Consider the following 15384-nt stretch of genomic DNA (forward strand, 5'->3'; position numbering starts at 1 on the left):
GATGGGTGCCGGATGTCAGGGATCTTCATCGGTGCCATGCCGTGGTTACCGGATGATGCGGCGGTGGCTGACCACGTCGGAGGGATCCGTCAGCGGTACGACGGTGACGGTACGGCCGGGGCGGGGGCGTGGGTGGATGACTGTGCCGTCGCCGATGTAGAGCCGGGCGTGTGCTCCGCTGCGCGTGATGACCAGGTCGCCGGGGACGAGCTCGGCGCGGGTGGCGGCGGCCTTGCCTGCCTCGATCTGGCCCCAGGTGGCGCACGGCAGGTGCACCCGGCCTTCTGTCGCAGGTGTTGTGAATCGCCCTCGGCTCGTGGCCGGTGGGGCCAGGCGTGGACGGTACGCGCAGGGTGTCGCCGGCCTCGGGCGGGCCACCACCCACAAAATCCCGCGACCGCAAGAGGGATCACGACTACAGTGGTGCTCGGCCCAGGTGCGAAGGAGCGGGTTACTTCCACTGTAAATGGGGTGTTGTGGGTTCGAGTCCCACCGGCGCCGAAAGGTTGCCGTAGCTCAATCGGCAGAGCACCTTGTCACCTGCACCGAACTTGACCTCTGGGCCCACAACTTCACATGCATTGCACCTCTCGGTGTGCAGGCCCGCGGCTACTTGTTCTGGTGAAACTGTGTCGCACGGCCTCTCTGGAACTCGGGAGGCACAAGCACCGGGGCGCCCGGTGCGCAGGCAACGGATACTTCTTTCTCCAAAAAAGAGGACCCGGGTTCGAATCCCGGCGGCCCGGTTCCGACCGGGTTGTGGTGCAGCGGCCTAGCATCTATGTCTCCGTCGCCGACCTTGATCTCGGGCGCCCACCTGCTGAGCCTCCCCTCCACGGCGAGGGGCTTCTTCACGGCACGCTTCAACACCGGCACGGCTCGCCCGGCCACGACCAACCGTGCGGTCATCGCCTCCGTGCTGCATCGCGCGGATGCGCTCGCGAGCTCCTCGGCTACTGGACATCCCGCTATGGCCGGGCGATCCCGAAGCCGGTCAAGCGCGGGATCGCCGACGCGGAAGTGCGGACCGCTCAGGAGAACAAGCTGTCGTTGCAGGCCAACCAGCGTCTGCACGGCGACGGTCTGTGTGATTGGGAACGAGGGACCCATCAGAATCCTGAGACACGGGACCCCGCGCCGCAGGCCCCGTGCCGAGCAACGGTCATCACGAACCTGAGGAGCATCCTGCCGTTCCTGACCGAGTACGCCGGAAAGTACACAACCCTGCGGCAGGCTACCCCCGACGACAGCCCTTAGCCGACCGGCCCTTTCGCGCATACGACGCCAGTGCCCTGCGTTCGCTGTTCAGCACGCTCAAGGCCAAGTGGCTGATCTTCGCCAACCCGCTCGATGCTGGTCGAACACGTGGACCTGTCGGGACGGCGACTCGATCCCAAGGGCTTGAACCGTCCCTTGGACGACTACACAGCCGAGGCGATTGGCGAGTACCTCGCCTACCGCCACCGCCGATGGCCGAACAGCACCAACCCACATCTGCTGATCACCAGCAATACCGCCACCACGACAACAGCCGTGGGCACATTCTGGATGGACGGACTGCTCAAGGAATTGCCCGTGGGCGTCGATCAGCTGAGGCAGGACCGCATCCCCGAAGAGGCCCTCGCCAACGGTGCTGGCTGAGCGCCGGGGAGGCTTCCGGCGCAGAATCAGCGGCAGAGTTCCATGATGGTGTCGTCGAAATCGGGGAACTCCTGAGTGGCCAGCTCGATCACTGTAGCGGCAGACCGATGCTGGCCCGGTGCGAACCGTTCAGCGATGGCCGTCAGCTCGCGGTTGGGGCGCGGGATCCAGTCAGGCTCGTAGGAGGTGGTTGCCTCCCAGGGGCCGTAGCCGCCGGCCAGCAGCCACAGAAAGTCGCCCAGATCGCGCGCCACAACACCCGTCTCTCCCTCGGACCCGAGGAAAACAACGGGTTGATCGGCCAGTGGCTGGCTCGGGCGGATCAGCCAGAACGCCGCATACCCGCCCGAGCCATCCTGGCCGAAGACGCGGAAGCCGGCGCCGTCCAGTTCGCTGTTTCCGGTCCATGCCCGGAACCAGTCGGTGGTCTCCTCAGCGGACAGGAATGCCTCGAAAGGCTCGAAGTCGACCCCGTCACCGCCCGCGTAGTCAAACGGTACGGTCAGCGCAGCGGCGAGCGCGGCGGGGAACTGTCGATCATCGGTAGGCGTCACTCACACAGGCTAGCGACACGGCAACCGGCCTCGCCCACGGGCCAGAGTTCGCGGTTCGGAGCCAGCCCTTCACTGGCACCTCCTGGCCCCTGGTCGACCAGTACCTCAACGAACAGCCCGCACCCCTACGCATCCCGGGGCATCAGGGACGGGCACGAGGTTCGGATCCGCGACCTCGGCCGCCCCGGGAACCATGGTGGTGCGCCTGGAAACTTGAACGCCACCGTGCACACATCGTCGACTTGTAGGCCTGCCGCGCGGTATTCGGCCAGGTCCGATGGCTTTGTGCCATTCGTAGGCAACCCGCCTCCAACATCACTGAGACGCCGCTACACAAGAAGGCTGGGGCGGTGCGCTGCCTGCCCTGCGCGGTGATGGCCGGTCGTTGGGGGAGGTCTGGACGCTTGCTGACCATCAATGTGGCGCTGCTGCTCGCCGTCATCGTCGTGGTGCGGCTGCGGCGGCGTACGGAGGCCCGAAGTCGCTTCGACGAGAAGCTGACCGTCGTCATCGTCCTGGCCCTTGGGGTCTTGCTGGCTCCCACCCCGGTAGGGGAGGGCATTGCGAACGTCTTGGGCCAGGCCGTGAGCGGCGTTACGCAGGCCGGCCGATGAGCCCCCGCAGGCGCCGGGCGGCGTCGACCAGGCGCCCCTCGGCGCGGCGGCGCACCCGCAGACCTGGCAGGCGGGGCCAGCGCGCGGACGAGAAGCTGATCGGGCTCCTCGCGGCTGTCGTCCTGGTGGTGGCTGTCGTCAACTGGCTGGTGGCCCACTGGTGGGTCCTGGTCGCCGTCGGCGCCATCGCGGCACTGGCCGGCGGCGGCTGGCTTCATCAGAAGCGGCAACAGGCGCGGTGGGAAGCGGTCCGCATGCAGGGCCTGCGCTACGGGCTGTCGCAGCTGGATGGCCTGCACCATGCCCGGTTCGAGGACGCGGTGCGGGACCTGATGCGCCGTGACGGCTGCCAGGACGCGGTCCGCGTCGGAGGCGGCGGGGACCTGGGCGCCGACGTGAAGGCGACGGACCCCTACGGGCGGCGCTGGGTGATCCAGTGCAAACACAGACGCAATGGTCTGGCCGGCTCGGCCGTGGGCACTCCGGACCTCCAGGTCCTCAACGGCACCGCCCGCCAGGTCCACGGCGCCGACGTCGCGGTGATCGTGACGAACGGCCGGGTCACCGCCCCGGCTGTGGCTTTTGCCAAGCAGCAGCGCCTCCATGTGGTCGACCGCCACACCCTCGGCGTGTGGGCGTCCGGTTCGTGCCCCCTGTGGGAGCTGCTCCGAGGTGTTCCGCCGCCTCGCAGACCAACCGCCCTCTCCTGAGCCTTCAGCCGGGCTACCCCACCGACGTTGCCGAGCGCCATGCTCGCCGGTGGTCTGGAGGGCGAACGGTGCTGGTGGCACGATGAGATGAGCCGAAGAAGGCGAGGGTGCAGCGATGGGCAGTGGCGGGCTGTCAGGCGTGGATCCGCGGCAGAACCAGACGGCGGTACTCGGGTCGGTGGAGTTCCAGGAGCCCCTCGTGCCGCCGCTGGAAGCCCCCCACTTGGTCGACCGCCACCCTGCTGCTTGGGAGGCCGCGTTATGGGTCACGGTCCAGGCGATTGCCACGCCGACCGCGTCCGTTGTGCAAGTAGTTGCTGCTGCCGAAAGCAGGCGTCAATGAACTCCAGCGCTGTGACCCGTCACCTGCACCGTGCTCTCACCGAACCGCTTCGCATCGCAGCCGTGGCAGCCGCCGGCATTTGGTCCGCGTGGGTGTCGACCAGGCGAAAGAAGGCACGACGACTCGCCGGAAGCCCAGAAGCCGAACAGGCCCGCCACCCCGCCGAGACCCGCCTGCGCGCGATGGCGACCGCGTACGACGAGACGACCGCGCTCGCCCTGCGCCTCGTGGTCATCGAAGACCACTACGTCCCAGGAACCCCCACCTGGGAATGGCTCGCTCCATCGAAGCCGGCGTTCACAGTGTCCTGCTGGATGCGCCTGACCGCGTACTACAGCTCCGGCACCGCCGTGGCCGAGACCATCGACAGCATCCTCACCGCAGGTGAACGGCCCCTGGCTCCTACCCCCTTCACACATACCCATGCCCCCCTGCCGACGGCCACCGCGATTACTCACGCCGGACACACCCTCACCTGGGGTCAAGCCGACCATCCCGTCAACGAACCGGAACGCCCACTGGTCCCATACCGCTACACGCGCGAACCCTCATCATCGACCCTCGAAGAGATCCGTCAACAGCACGGCACTGTGTTCGCACTGACTCTGCCCTCAGAGCACTACTTCCGAATGCCGAGATAGGGCGAGAAGCAGGCACCGGCACGGTCGTTGGACCCGCTCGGCGGCCAGAGCCGACAGCACCTGGCCCACACAATCTCCGACCTCCACACAGAAGGCCACCCCCCAGCCCCGCCGGCCATTCCGGACGATTACGTTCTTCGCTGGGACTGCCGCCGCTGCATCGTCGCACGCATTGGCTGGAACCTCCCCGCCCAGGTCTGGGCTCCCACTCACCGATGATGTCTGTCCTCGCCACAACCTCTGGATCGGCAAGAACGTCCTCGCCCCCGAGCCGCAGCTCGACCTGACCCGAACCCCCGAGTCAGCCACTGGAGGCGGTCCATCCTCGGCGACGATCTCCTCGCTGCCCCCAGGCCCTCGCCGAATTCCACCGCCGCTTCCCATTGCGGACGCCTCTGCGAGGCACCGGCCGCACATGGCTCAGCACCACCATCACGGCCACAGCGATCAGGCCGAAGACCTCCTGAACCCGCCCGTCAGCCTTGACAGATACAGAAAGGATGACCGGCCGGGTCCGTGAGAATCCGCGCTCTGGCAGCATCATGAGGCTGGTGACCAGGCTTGCCCGCACCCAGCTCCAGTAGCCGTGCCTCGGCCTCGTCCAGATCCACGACATCGAAGCAGAGGTGCAACTGCTGAGGAACCGTCTGCCCAGGCCAGCGCGGGGCTCGGTAGTCGTCGACCCGCTGAAATCCGATGAAGAGTCCGTCCCCACGGTTGAGACCCGCGAAGTCCGCGTCCGACTTGGGATGAGGTTCGAAGCCGGTGGCCTGCTGATAGAACGCCGCCAAAGCCAGCGGATCAGGGCAGTCGAGCGTTATCGCAACCAGCTTCATCTGCAGGGACATAGCACCTCCGGGTCGACCAGTGGACTTCCGCCACGAACACCCTAGGGACAGCTACCTACGGGTCAGCGGGAAACCGACCGCCAACCTGTCCCACTCAACCGTAAGCACCGCTGGTCACAGCCTTGACCCCGCCCACAGTTACCTGGGACAGGACGGCCTCATCCGAGCGCTCGCAGGAGCAGGTCTGTCTGCCGCGCAACGGCCTGCTGGCACTTTGGGTTTTGCCTCTCGTCCTCGACTGTGACTCGCCCGGTCAACTGGGATACCAGGATTGCCTCGTAGCAGCTGGACAGGCACTCCAGTGCTTCGTCGGCCGACAGGAAGCCGCCGGGTGCTTCGAAGAGTCGAACCAGGACAACCAGGAAGGGACCGACCGCTGGCCTGGTGGGGACATTCGGCAGAAGGTCGTAATGAGTCAGGAAGTCTCGCGCGAAGGCCTCGTCCTCCCGCCAGGTCGCTGGAGCTTGTGCGCGCAGGGTCAGTGCGGACTTGACCAGCTCGCGGTGCGGTACCGGAAAGAAGTTGTCAAACGGCGGCTCGAAGAGGGGAATCGTCGATGCCACCACGTCCAAAACGAGGTCGGCCCGCGTGCTGCTGTCCAACGCCTCGAGCTCCCCTTCGTACGGCGCGACGTTCTGGTCCCACAGGTCCAACACAATCCCCCATCGCTCTGCTACCCCTTGAAACGTAGACGGGGACGTTCATCCGTACGCAACTGGGAGCCGAGGTTGTGCGCCGACACAAGGTTCAGAAACACTCACCGAGCTGGTCATTTGGTGTCTGGGGGTGCATGAGGGGGAGGCGGAAGAGGACTTCCTTGGCCGCCTGGCTGTTGTGGGGGTCTGTAAAGGTGGCCATGACGAGCAGGGGAAGACCGCGGGTGTCGACGAGGCCGATGACCGACGGGTGGCGACCGCGCTGGAGGTCGTGATCGCGCTGGCCGGATGCCCTGTTTCTCGGTCGGATTTGGTTACCTTCAGCCAGGTTGGAAGAATGCGAGCATTTTCTGTGCGGCGTCCGGCGACGTCAGCAGTTCCTGCATGTCCGCGGACATCCGGGCGGCAGCGCTGGTGCGTTCGAACATCTCGCGTTCGTATTCTTTGACGGCGGCGGGAAAATCGTCCGGGTGCGCGGCCAGCGCGAGACCGAGCAGGGCCCCGTCGAGCAGCGCCATGTTGGCGCCCTCTCCCACCGGCGGCATCAGGTGCGCGGCATCGCCGAGCAGCGTGACGCCTAGCGTCGACGGCCAGGTCAGGCCGACCGGGAGAGTGGTGATCGACCGCGGCACGACCGTGTCGTCGCAGGCCGCGATCAGCGCGGTGAACCGTGAGTCCCAGCCGGGGAGCAGGTCGATCAGCCGCGCCCGCGCGGCGGCCGGGTCGTCGAACGGGATCCCGCTGGTAGCGAACCAGCCCTCGTCGGTGTTGTAGAAGCTGAGGCCGATGCGAACGCGGCCGTCGCCGTTGCGCTGCGCCGCCAGGGATATTCCGTTGCCGAGCACCCAGTAGTTGCCGCGCCCGACCATCGCCGCGAGGTCGGGGTGCGTGCGGTCGATGTCGGGAATGCCGATCTCGACGATGTTCTGGCCGATATGCGCCGGGCAGGCGTCGGTGAGCAGCGCGCGGACCCGGGAGTTCGCGCCGTCCGCGCCGACCAGCAGGTCACACGTCGCACTGCGGCCGTCGGTGAAGTGCAGGACGTCGTTGTCGGCAGATTTGAACGCGTGCCCCCAGCGCACCACGTCTTCGGGGAGGGAATCCAGCAGCAGGTTGCGCAGATCGGCGCGGTCGACCTCGGGTCGCTCGAGCGGGGCGTCGTCGGGCGTGTCCTCCTGGAGTAGCAGGGTGCCATCCGGCTCGAGGAGACGCATGTCCTGGCCTTCGCTGCGGGCGATCGCATGGAACTGGTCGATCAGACCGGCCTCGCGTAGCGCCCGTTGACCGGAGTGGATGTCAAGCATGCCGCCCTGACCGCGCGCACCGCGTGACGATTCACGTTCATACACGACGGAATCTATGTCGTTCACGTGCAGCACCCGGGCGAGAGCCAGGCCGCCGAGGCCGGCTCCGACGATGGCAATGGTCATGACTGCCTCCCCTTCGATACGCCGTACTATCAGATACACTGTATCGTTCGATGCGATGTACTGTTAGTGGCATGTTGGTGTGGGAGAGGCCGGAGCCACCGAATCGACCCGTCCCGGCCCCGTTGAGCCGGGAACGGATCGTGCGAGCGGCGATCCAGCTGGCGGACGCGGACGGGCTGGACGCGGTGTCGCTGCGCAAGGTCGCCACCGCGCTGGACGTCCGTCCGATGCGGCTGTACGGGTACATCGCCAGCAAGGAGGAGTTGCTCGACCTGATGGTCGACGCCGTCCATACCGAGATCCGGCCGGTCGGAAACGGCTGGCGGGAGGTGCTCCGGTCTCTTGCCGAAGCCACGCGGCACGCCGCTCACGAGCACGAATGGCTCGCCGATCTACTGGGTGGCCGACCCCAGCTCGGGCCGCACGCGCTGGCCAGTGGGGAAACCGTGGTGGCCGCACTGGGTGAAGTCGACGTGGACGCCATCATGCCGATGGTCGCCGCGGTCAACGCGTACGTGATCGGCGCAGTGCGCCGGGAGGTCGCCGAGCGGCGTGCCGAGCGGACCACCGGGATGGACGAGAAGCGTTGGCAGGCCTCACTTGGGCCCTATCTGGAGCGGACCTTCGCCACCGGCCGGTTCCCCGCGCTGGCCACGGTGGTGCGCGATGCCGCCCACCTGGACGCGGACCACACCTTTCGGATCGGCCTCGACTTCCTGCTCGACGGCATTGACGCCCGCATCTCCGGGTGACGCGCGGTCGAAGGGCGACCCGGTACCACCCAGAACCAGACCATCGCTTTGGCTTGCAGGAGTCGCCTCGGACCGCTGCTTCGCGTTCGGCTCTTGCTGTTGCCGTGAGCGGCTCTTGACCCTCACGTGACGTCCGGCTGCATAGTCGGTGCCGTGGAGGATCACTGGACCGTGTGATGCGTGGCCGAGTTGGTCCGCGTGAGCGTCCGCACGCTGCATCACTCTGACGAGATCGGGCTCGTGCGTCCTTCGGCGCGGACCGGAGCGTGATCATCGCGCCGTCTCGGCACACCACCCACAACGAATGCGCTGGCCGTTGTCAACTACCGACACGGTGACGCTGTACCTCTGGCAGGTCCACCCTGGGCAGCATCGCGTTCATTGCCGCCCGCCGCCCGCCGCCCGCCGCCCGCCGCCCGCCGCCCGCAGCGCGAGCAGCGACGCGGGTTCCGCCTCCGGCTCCAGCGCCGCCGCAGTCGGGGCAACAGCGGCATCGCCCGTTCGCCGTCCAGTTGATAGCGCTCATTGAGCCGGGGCGGGTAGGGAAGCTGTGGGGTCAGGGTTCGATGAGGCCGACGCGAATGGCGTAGCGGGTCAGCTCGAGCCTGTCGCGCATGCTGAGCTTCTGAAGCAGGTTGGCGCGGTGGCGTTCGACGGTCTTGGTGCTGATGACGAGCATGTCGCCGATCTCTTTGGAGGTGTGGCCCTCGGCGACGAGTTTGAGGATCTCTTCTTCGCGTTCGGTGATCGGCCGTACGGGAAGGGACCGGCCGGAGCGGGCGTGGTCGAGGTAGGTGCGCGCGAGGGTGGTTTCGGCTCCGGGGTAGATGAAGGGTTCGTCGCGCAGGGCGGCGCGGCAGGCTTCGACCAGGTCGCGGTCGGCGACGGACTTGGGGACGTATCCGCAGGCGCCTGCGCGGAGGGCTTCGAAGAAGTACTGCTCGTTGTCGTACATGGTGAGCATCAGGATCCGCAGTCCAGGGCGGAGACGGGTGAGTTCGCGTGCGGCTTGGAGGCCGGTCTGGCGGGGCATGGCGATGTCGAGGATTGCCAGGTCGATGGTGGGGTCCTGGCGTGCCCGGATGACGGCTTCGGCGCCGTTGCCGGCTTCGGCGGCGACCTCCAGGTCGGGTTCGGCGTCGAGGATGAGGCGGACGCCGTTGCGTACGAGGATGTGGTCGTCGGCGAGCAGGATGCGGGCGGGCGGCGGGGTGGGTGCGGTCATCGCACGTTCCCCCCGGGCTTGGGCGCATTGAGGTTGGTGTCGAGCCGGACTTCGGTGCCGCCGTGAGGGCCCGGGCCGATGGTGAGGTCAGCGCCGATGAGTAGTGCGCGTTCGCGAATACCGCGGATGCCTGCGCCTTCGGGTGCGGTTCCGGGCCCTCGGCCGTTGTCGCGCACGATCAGACCCACTCCGTTCGTCAGCGGCCTCAGATGGATCTCGACATGGGCGGCAGCTGAGTGGCGGGCGGCGTTGGTCAAACCCTCCTGGGCGACGCGGTAGAGGACGAGCTCGGTGGCAGGGTCGAGTTGCGGCAGACCCGGGGTCATGTGGGCGGTCACACTCAGTTGTGGGGTGGTGAACTCGGCAGCCAGGGAACGCAGCGCGCTGTGCAGGCCGAGCTCTTCCAGCACGCCGGGGCGCAGGCGGCGGGCGATGCGGCGGATCTCCTCCAGGCTGGCCCGGGTGCTCTCCTGGGCCTGGTGCAGATCGCCGCGGGCAGGTTCGGGTGCCCGGTCGGCAGCATGCTTGATCTGGAGGAGCACGGCGGTGAGGGTCTGGCCGATTTCGTCGTGGAGCTCTTGGGCGATGCGGTGGCGTTCGGCTTCCAGGGCGGTCAGGACGCGGCCGCTGCTTGTGGCCCGCTCGGCTTCGAGACGGTCGAGCATGGCGTTGAACGTGCGGGTGAGATCGGCGACCTCTCCGTGGCCGGTCACGTGTGGGCGGCCACCTGGCTTGAGCAAGTCGGCGGTGGCCATGGCCCGGTTGAGACGTCCAAGCGGGGCAAGCCCGATCCGCAGAAGCACGGCGTTGGCGAGGAGCATCGCGCACAGGCCCCCGACGACGACGATTGCCTCACCGAGGAGGACGGGGGTGGAAACGGTGACAGGGCCGAGCAGCAGGAGGACTGCCAAGACGAGAACGGCGGCGTTCAGCAGGAAGATCCGCCAGTACAACGACATGACCCCAAGCCTTTCCACGTGTCCCCCATCATGCCCCTCCGTCACTTGGCGGATCGACCGTGCGACCGTCTGACCTGGGACAACACCTACCGCCCCGCCACATCCTCACCGGCTGCGGTGGCCTTGTCCATCCGTGGCAACACCCATATTGCGGGCCATCGGGAAGGTGGCAATATGTGCCCTCGCCGCGCCGGTCTTGCCTGCCCGCATCCGCCGCGCGTCGGCACCACCACATCCACGAACATGAGGAGGGATGGGCTGTGCCTGCTCCACGGATGCGCACAACGCCACTGCCCGGTATCGGGGTCCAGTACGACCTCGTCACCCGCGAACACCGCCACCTGTCCGTGATCGCTCAACGGGACGGCACCCGCACCCTCAACGTCTATCGGGCCGACGATCCCGACGCCTGCGCCCAGTCCCTGCATCTGACGGCCGGGGAGACCGCCTCGCTGATCGACGCACTGATGCCCGCCCACCACAGCCACAGCCTGCTCCACACCACCGATCTGGGGCTGGTGGCCGAGCGCATCGAACTTTCTGCGCACTCCTACTGGAACGGCCGGCTGCTGGGTGAGACGCGGATGCGGACCGAAACAGGAGTTTCGATCGTCGCCGTGCTGCGCCGCGCGGAGGCATGCCCTTCGCCGGCGCCGGACTTCCGTCTCGCCGGCGGGGACACCCTCATCGTCATCGGTACCCGTGAGGGCGTCGACGCTGCCGCCGCGATACTCGGGCAGGAGTGATCGCGCATGCACTCTGCGCTTTTCCTGATCGAGTTCGGCGCGATCATCCTCGGTCTCGGCCTACTCGGCAGGGTCGCCGGCCGTCTCAGGTTTTCCCCGATACCCCTCTATCTGCTCGCCGGGCTCGCCTTCGGTGAGGGCGGACTCCTCCCACTCGGTGCGAGCGAGGAGTTCGTCGCCATTGGTGCCGAGATCGGCGTCATCCTGCTGCTGTTGATGCTCGGTTTGGAGTACACCGCCAGCGATCTCGTCTCCAACCTCAAGACTCAGTACCCGGCGGGCCTGGTCGACTTCACCCTCAACGCGCTGCCCGGCGCGGCCGCGGCCTTGCTGATGGGCTGGGGCCCGGTAGCCGCCGTCGTTCTTGCAGGCGTCACCTGGATCTCCTCTTCCGGCGTGATCGCCAAGGTGATGGGTGACCTCGGTCGGCTCGGAAACCGCGAGACCCCGGTGATCCTCAGCATCCTGGTTCTCGAGGATCTGGCGATGGCGGTGTACCTGCCGATCATCACGGCTCTGCTCGCCGGGGTGAGCCTGGCTGCGGGTGCCGTCACTCTCGCCATCGCCCTTGGTGTGGCGGGCGCGGTGCTGTTCGTGGCAGTTCGCTACGGGCGTTTGATCTCCCGGTTCGTCTCCAGCGACGACCCCGAGAAGCTGCTCCTGGTCGTTCTCGGGCTGACCCTGCTGGTCGCCGGGATCGCCCAGCAGTTGCAGGTGTCGGCGGCGGTCGGTGCGTTCCTGGTCGGCATCGCCCTCTCGGGTGAGGTCGCCGAGGGCACGCACACCCTGCTCAGCCCGCTGCGGGATCTGTTCGCCGCGGTGTTCTTCGTCTTTTTCGGCCTGCACACCGACCCCGCCAGCATCCCTCCCGTCCTGTTGCCCGCGCTCGCCCTCGCCGTCGTCACCGCGTTGACGAAGATCGCGACCGGGTACTGGGCGGCTACGCGGGCAGGAATCGGAGTCAACGGCCGCTGGCGGACCGGGGGAACCCTGGTGGCCCGCGGCGAATTCTCCATCGTCATCGCCGGCCTTGCCGTCACCGCCGGCGTCGAACCCGACCTGGGGCCGCTGGCCACCGCCTACGTTCTCATCCTCGTGGTGCTGGGGCCGCTCACAGCCCGCTACGCCCAGCCCGCCGCCACTTGGCTGACGTCACGGTGCCGTGCGCCCGCGGCTCGGCCCCTGGGCGAAGCTGACTCGCCACTGACGTTGGGCGAGATGGTCGCAGACCAGGACCCTGCCGGCCGGGGGTGAGTCGCGACGTCTGGGCAGCCTGCACCGCCGGAAACGATCCTGCTGCTGGCCGCCCCGGCCGTCTGTCTGGGGGATCGGCTTCACCCCGAGCCTGCCACGCGTCCTCCCGCGTGAGGAGGGCCGGAGGTGGGACACCCAGCGGTGTCCCACCTCAAGCGCCCTCGCGCTCCTCATCCAGAGCGAGAAGTGCTGTGACCGCCCCGGGCTGACAGATGGAAGGCCGTCGACCAGGCCGCGAACGGTTACGGGTTGGTGAGCTGTGCCGTTCGACCTACGAGAACAGCGTCTGAGGCTAAACGTGCCCTCACTTAGCAGGCAACCGAGTAGCACCCGTTTTCCTTCAGAGATCACAGACGAACAAAGTGTCTGTTTGGTACTGGAGATGACGTGCACCGCACGGTGCTTGAGCTGCGCCAGGACATCGCCTCCGGCCACGACGCTGGTGTGCCCGTGGCCATTCTGTGGCGTTCGAGGGGGTGCGTTGGGTGTGGCTCTCCTCGTGGGACGCGTCGAGCTGCCGGTTCGGTGGTGAGGAACCAGCTCGAATCTCCGCCGCGCGTCCGCGTCCCGCAGCAGCAACCGCCTATCGCGGTTTGTGTCGGTTCCGGTTTCACCGGTGCCTGTGCACGCGGAACTCATTGCCGTCGGGGTCGGCCAGCAGCACCGTGCCGTCCTCACCGTGGGCGGAGTCGAGACGCTTCGCCCCAAGAGAGAGCAGGCGCTCGACCTCCGCCTGCTGATCGCCGTACGGCGCGAGGTCCAAGCACAGGTCCTTGCCGGGGTCCGGCATCAGCGGCGGACCGCCCCACGTGATCTTCGTACCGCCGTTCGGCGACTGGATGGCGGTCTCCTCGTCCTGGTCCCAGACCAGCGGCCAGCCGAGCGCCTCGCTCCAGAAGTAGCCCACGGCCTGCGAACCGTCGCAGGCGAGCGCTCCGATGAAGCCGCAGCCGGCGAGGAAATTGTTGCCCGGCTCGAGGACACAGAACTCGTTGCCCTCGGGGTCGGTGAGCACCACATGGGACGCGTCCGGCCCCTGGCCGACGTCGGTGTGCTGGGCGCCGAGGTCGAGCGCCCTGGCCACGGTCTCCTGCTGGTCCTCCAGGGAGGAGCTGGTCAAGTCGAAGTGGAGCCGGTTCTGGGCGACCTTCTGCGCCTGGGTGGGGCGGAAGCCGAGACGGTAGCCGGCGTCGTTCCCGGACAGCAGCGCGATGCCGTCGTAAGAATCGTCGGCTCTCTCCAAGCCCAGGACGCCGGACCAGAAATGCGCCAGGCGCTCCGGCTGGTGCGCGTCGAAGGAGATGGCAAAGAGTCGGCTGGTCATTGCGCCCCGCATCCTTGGTCCGTGAGTGCCAACTGTCGAACAGGGCGCCATGTCAACCCTCGAGTGAGCATCCTAGGGACGGGACTGCCTCGGTTGCAGCCGAGTTTCCGCGCCCTGCGTTCGGACTTCGCTGTCATGTGCGAGTGCTCATGGTCTGCTGGCGCAGCACCGTTCCGGAGGCCGGACCCCGCTCGGCGATCGACCTGACGGTGCTGCGTGCTCTGAAGGCCTCGCGGACCGGCCTGGATGCCCTGAAGTTCACCGACGAACGGCTGCGCCGCCGCCTGGACGCCTTCGCCAGGGCGGCTGGCCACCCGGGCGACCATGCACCACTACGCCGGCAGGGAGGACGCCGATGTACCGCACCTGTGCGTAGGACGATCAGCGGGCGCACCGCCCGCAGCAGCGCGGACCGCACCGCGGACGAGGAGCCGGCCACTGAGTGGGCCCGATGCCGCCCAGCTGTTGCGGCGATGCGCACCGACGATGCACCGCCACTCCACTCCACTGAGTGGAGCCCACCAGCCGGGGCGACTGGAGCCACTCTGCACGGGGTGGAGTCCACCGCATTGTGCGGGAGTCCACTGCGTCATCGGGCGCATGGTGAGATCAGCTGCACAGAGCCCGCGGCTCGATCCGCCCACCGAACCCGGCTCAGGTCACGCTGGCGTGACCAGCGCGTTCACCTCGTGTAGGGCACTCCATATCGGGCGGCCGGAGAGTCACCGTATACAACCCGGAGGGTGTACGGAATGCGTAGGGGCTGTGGACTCGTCGCCAACGACATGCGGCAAGTGGGCTCGTAGGTTGGGGCTGTTCGAGAATCATCCTGAGGTAAGGAAGGCCGCTATGGGATTACCAGGCCGTATCGGCACTGTCTTCGGTGCCGCAACCGCTGCCGTGCTTCTCACCGCCACCAGCGCCACCGCGGTCGATCCGGACCCCGGGTTCCGAGGCTGCTCGACGCCGGAGAGTCCGTCCGGTGCATCGGGGGGCGCGGTCATCTACAACTGGAGCGATCCCGGGGCGACTCTCTCCATCAAGCTGGACCTGGCGGACATCCAGGCCGACGGACGCCACGCACGAGTTCGGTTCGTGATCGAGGACGGTCAAGGGCGCCGGACCTACGGCCGTTGGCGCAAGGTCGTCGGGGACGGTGTCTACAAGACTTGGTGGACAAGTGCCAAGTCCGACCGCGGCATTTTCGAGGCGGGAGTTCAGGTGGCCACCTTCAAGGGGAGCCGTATGAAGACCATCTGCACGGACATGTGACGCGGCGCCGGAGCCCGGCCGGGCGCGGTCGGCGCCGTTCCCGCGCCGATGGATTCCCCAGCCGCAGCCCGCTCGCCCGAAGGCCCAGGACGACCACGGCCACTCCGGGCGACGAGCTCCCGGGCCCGCGGTCACCCGGGTGCGGTGGACAACCCGGACGACTGGCGAGCCGACAGCGCCTGCGATGAACAGCGTCGGCTGAACGGGTAGCCGGGCCGCGGCACGAAGTCGCTGCACAGTGCGTCGCTTCGCCCTTGCCAGCAGCATCGACGAGTTGCTGACCGATGCGGGCAACCGGCAGTCCATTCTCGACGCGTACGAGCTGTACCTGTTCGAGCGGTGGAGCGACGGCTGTCGCGACATCCCACGGCTCCACCGCGAACTTCGGGACCTTGGTTTCCCCGGTGGCATCCAG

At 67.6% G+C, this 15384-nt stretch carries 16 protein-coding genes and 2 pseudogenes; 9 read left to right on the forward strand and 9 right to left on the reverse strand.

What is annotated here, in order from left to right; translation table 11 throughout:
• Nucleotides 1-45: 45 nt before the first annotated feature.
• Nucleotides 46-276: an NlpC/P60 family protein gene (locus ACTWOL_RS35020; protein WP_474300928.1), complete on the reverse strand. Its 231-nt coding sequence runs from the start codon at nt 274-276 to the stop codon at nt 46-48.
• A gap of 1074 nt (nt 277-1350) precedes the next feature.
• On the opposite strand from ACTWOL_RS35020, the gene ACTWOL_RS35025 reads away from it, so the two are divergent.
• Nucleotides 1351-1641, forward strand: coding sequence for a hypothetical protein (locus ACTWOL_RS35025; protein ID WP_474300929.1), 291 nt, complete (start codon nt 1351-1353; stop codon nt 1639-1641).
• Nucleotides 1642-1667: 26 nt separating this feature from the next.
• On the opposite strand, the gene ACTWOL_RS35030 is transcribed toward ACTWOL_RS35025, so the two are convergent.
• Nucleotides 1668-2195, reverse strand: a complete 528-nt coding sequence (locus tag ACTWOL_RS35030; RefSeq protein ID WP_474300930.1) for an SMI1/KNR4 family protein — start codon at nt 2193-2195, stop codon at nt 1668-1670.
• Nucleotides 2196-2599: 404 nt separating this feature from the next.
• Between ACTWOL_RS35030 and ACTWOL_RS35035 the strand changes: the two genes are divergently transcribed.
• The 3 genes from ACTWOL_RS35035 to ACTWOL_RS35045 all read left to right on the forward strand — a co-directional run bounded on the left by ACTWOL_RS35035 (nt 2600) and on the right by ACTWOL_RS35045 (nt 4503).
• Entirely contained in the window at nt 2600-2809 is a 210-nt protein-coding gene (locus tag ACTWOL_RS35035) for a hypothetical protein (protein ID WP_474300931.1), read from the forward strand.
• On the forward strand, nt 2806-3519 hold the full coding sequence (locus tag ACTWOL_RS35040; RefSeq protein WP_474300932.1) for a restriction endonuclease: 714 nt from the start codon (nt 2806-2808) through the stop codon (nt 3517-3519). The genes ACTWOL_RS35035 and ACTWOL_RS35040 overlap by 4 nt, the downstream gene beginning before the upstream one ends.
• Before the next feature lie 339 nt (nt 3520-3858).
• Nucleotides 3859-4503, forward strand: coding sequence for a hypothetical protein (locus ACTWOL_RS35045; RefSeq protein ID WP_474300933.1), 645 nt, complete (start codon nt 3859-3861; stop codon nt 4501-4503).
• A gap of 476 nt (nt 4504-4979) precedes the next feature.
• Here the strand turns inward: ACTWOL_RS35045 and ACTWOL_RS35050 are convergent, their stop codons facing one another.
• The 4 genes and pseudogenes from ACTWOL_RS35050 to ACTWOL_RS35065 all read right to left on the reverse strand — a co-directional run bounded on the left by ACTWOL_RS35050 (nt 4980) and on the right by ACTWOL_RS35065 (nt 7437).
• Entirely contained in the window at nt 4980-5351 is a 372-nt protein-coding gene (locus tag ACTWOL_RS35050) for a VOC family protein (protein WP_474300935.1), read from the reverse strand.
• Nucleotides 5352-5509: 158 nt separating this feature from the next.
• Nucleotides 5510-6004 carry a hypothetical protein gene (locus ACTWOL_RS35055; RefSeq protein WP_474300936.1) on the reverse strand — a complete coding sequence of 165 codons (495 nt, stop codon included), beginning with the start codon at nt 6002-6004 and terminating at the stop codon, nt 5510-5512.
• 127 nt (nt 6005-6131) lie between these two features.
• Nucleotides 6132-6242: pseudogene (locus ACTWOL_RS35060) on the reverse strand (IS5-like element IS4811 family transposase); the annotation flags it as partial.
• Nucleotides 6243-6327: 85 nt separating this feature from the next.
• Complete coding sequence (locus ACTWOL_RS35065; RefSeq protein WP_474300937.1) at nt 6328-7437, reverse strand: FAD-dependent oxidoreductase; 1110 nt, start codon at nt 7435-7437, stop codon at nt 6328-6330.
• A gap of 140 nt (nt 7438-7577) precedes the next feature.
• Between ACTWOL_RS35065 and ACTWOL_RS35070 the strand changes: the two genes are divergently transcribed.
• Together ACTWOL_RS35070 and ACTWOL_RS35075 are read left to right on the forward strand one after the other, a co-directional pair.
• Nucleotides 7578-8189 (forward strand): TetR/AcrR family transcriptional regulator, encoded by a 612-nt coding sequence (locus ACTWOL_RS35070; RefSeq protein WP_474300938.1) that lies wholly within the window; start codon nt 7578-7580, stop codon nt 8187-8189.
• Between the two features lie 180 nt (nt 8190-8369).
• Nucleotides 8370-8499 (forward strand): annotated as a pseudogene (locus ACTWOL_RS35075) (MerR family DNA-binding transcriptional regulator); the annotation flags it as partial.
• 246 nt (nt 8500-8745) lie between these two features.
• On the opposite strand, the gene ACTWOL_RS35080 reads toward ACTWOL_RS35075, so the two are convergent.
• Together ACTWOL_RS35080 and ACTWOL_RS35085 are read right to left on the reverse strand one after the other, a co-directional pair.
• The gene (locus tag ACTWOL_RS35080; RefSeq protein ID WP_474300939.1) at nt 8746-9414 is read right to left on the reverse strand and encodes a response regulator; all 669 of its coding nucleotides are present in this window, start codon (nt 9412-9414) and stop codon (nt 8746-8748) included.
• On the reverse strand, nt 9411-10373 hold the full coding sequence (locus ACTWOL_RS35085) for a sensor histidine kinase (protein ID WP_474300940.1): 963 nt from the start codon (nt 10371-10373) through the stop codon (nt 9411-9413). Before ACTWOL_RS35085 ends, ACTWOL_RS35080 begins: the two co-directional genes overlap by 4 nt.
• Before the next feature lie 275 nt (nt 10374-10648).
• Between ACTWOL_RS35085 and ACTWOL_RS35090 the strand changes: the two genes are divergently transcribed.
• Together ACTWOL_RS35090 and ACTWOL_RS35095 are read left to right on the forward strand one after the other, a co-directional pair.
• Nucleotides 10649-11119, forward strand: a complete 471-nt coding sequence (locus ACTWOL_RS35090; RefSeq protein WP_474300941.1) for a cation:proton antiporter regulatory subunit — start codon at nt 10649-10651, stop codon at nt 11117-11119.
• A 6-nt stretch (nt 11120-11125) separates the two neighbouring features.
• Complete coding sequence (locus ACTWOL_RS35095) at nt 11126-12373, forward strand: cation:proton antiporter (protein WP_474300942.1); 1248 nt, start codon at nt 11126-11128, stop codon at nt 12371-12373.
• A gap of 610 nt (nt 12374-12983) precedes the next feature.
• Here the strand turns inward: ACTWOL_RS35095 and ACTWOL_RS35100 are convergent.
• Nucleotides 12984-13697: a VOC family protein gene (locus ACTWOL_RS35100; RefSeq protein WP_474300943.1), complete on the reverse strand. Its 714-nt coding sequence runs from the start codon at nt 13695-13697 to the stop codon at nt 12984-12986.
• An 849-nt stretch (nt 13698-14546) separates the two neighbouring features.
• Between ACTWOL_RS35100 and ACTWOL_RS35105 the strand changes: the two genes are divergently transcribed.
• Nucleotides 14547-14969 carry a hypothetical protein gene (locus ACTWOL_RS35105; RefSeq protein ID WP_474300944.1) on the forward strand — a complete coding sequence of 141 codons (423 nt, stop codon included), beginning with the start codon at nt 14547-14549 and terminating at the stop codon, nt 14967-14969.
• The last annotated feature ends 415 nt before the right edge of the window (nt 14970-15384 follow it).

It is taken from the genome of Micromonospora sp. IBHARD003, assembly GCF_056106285.1.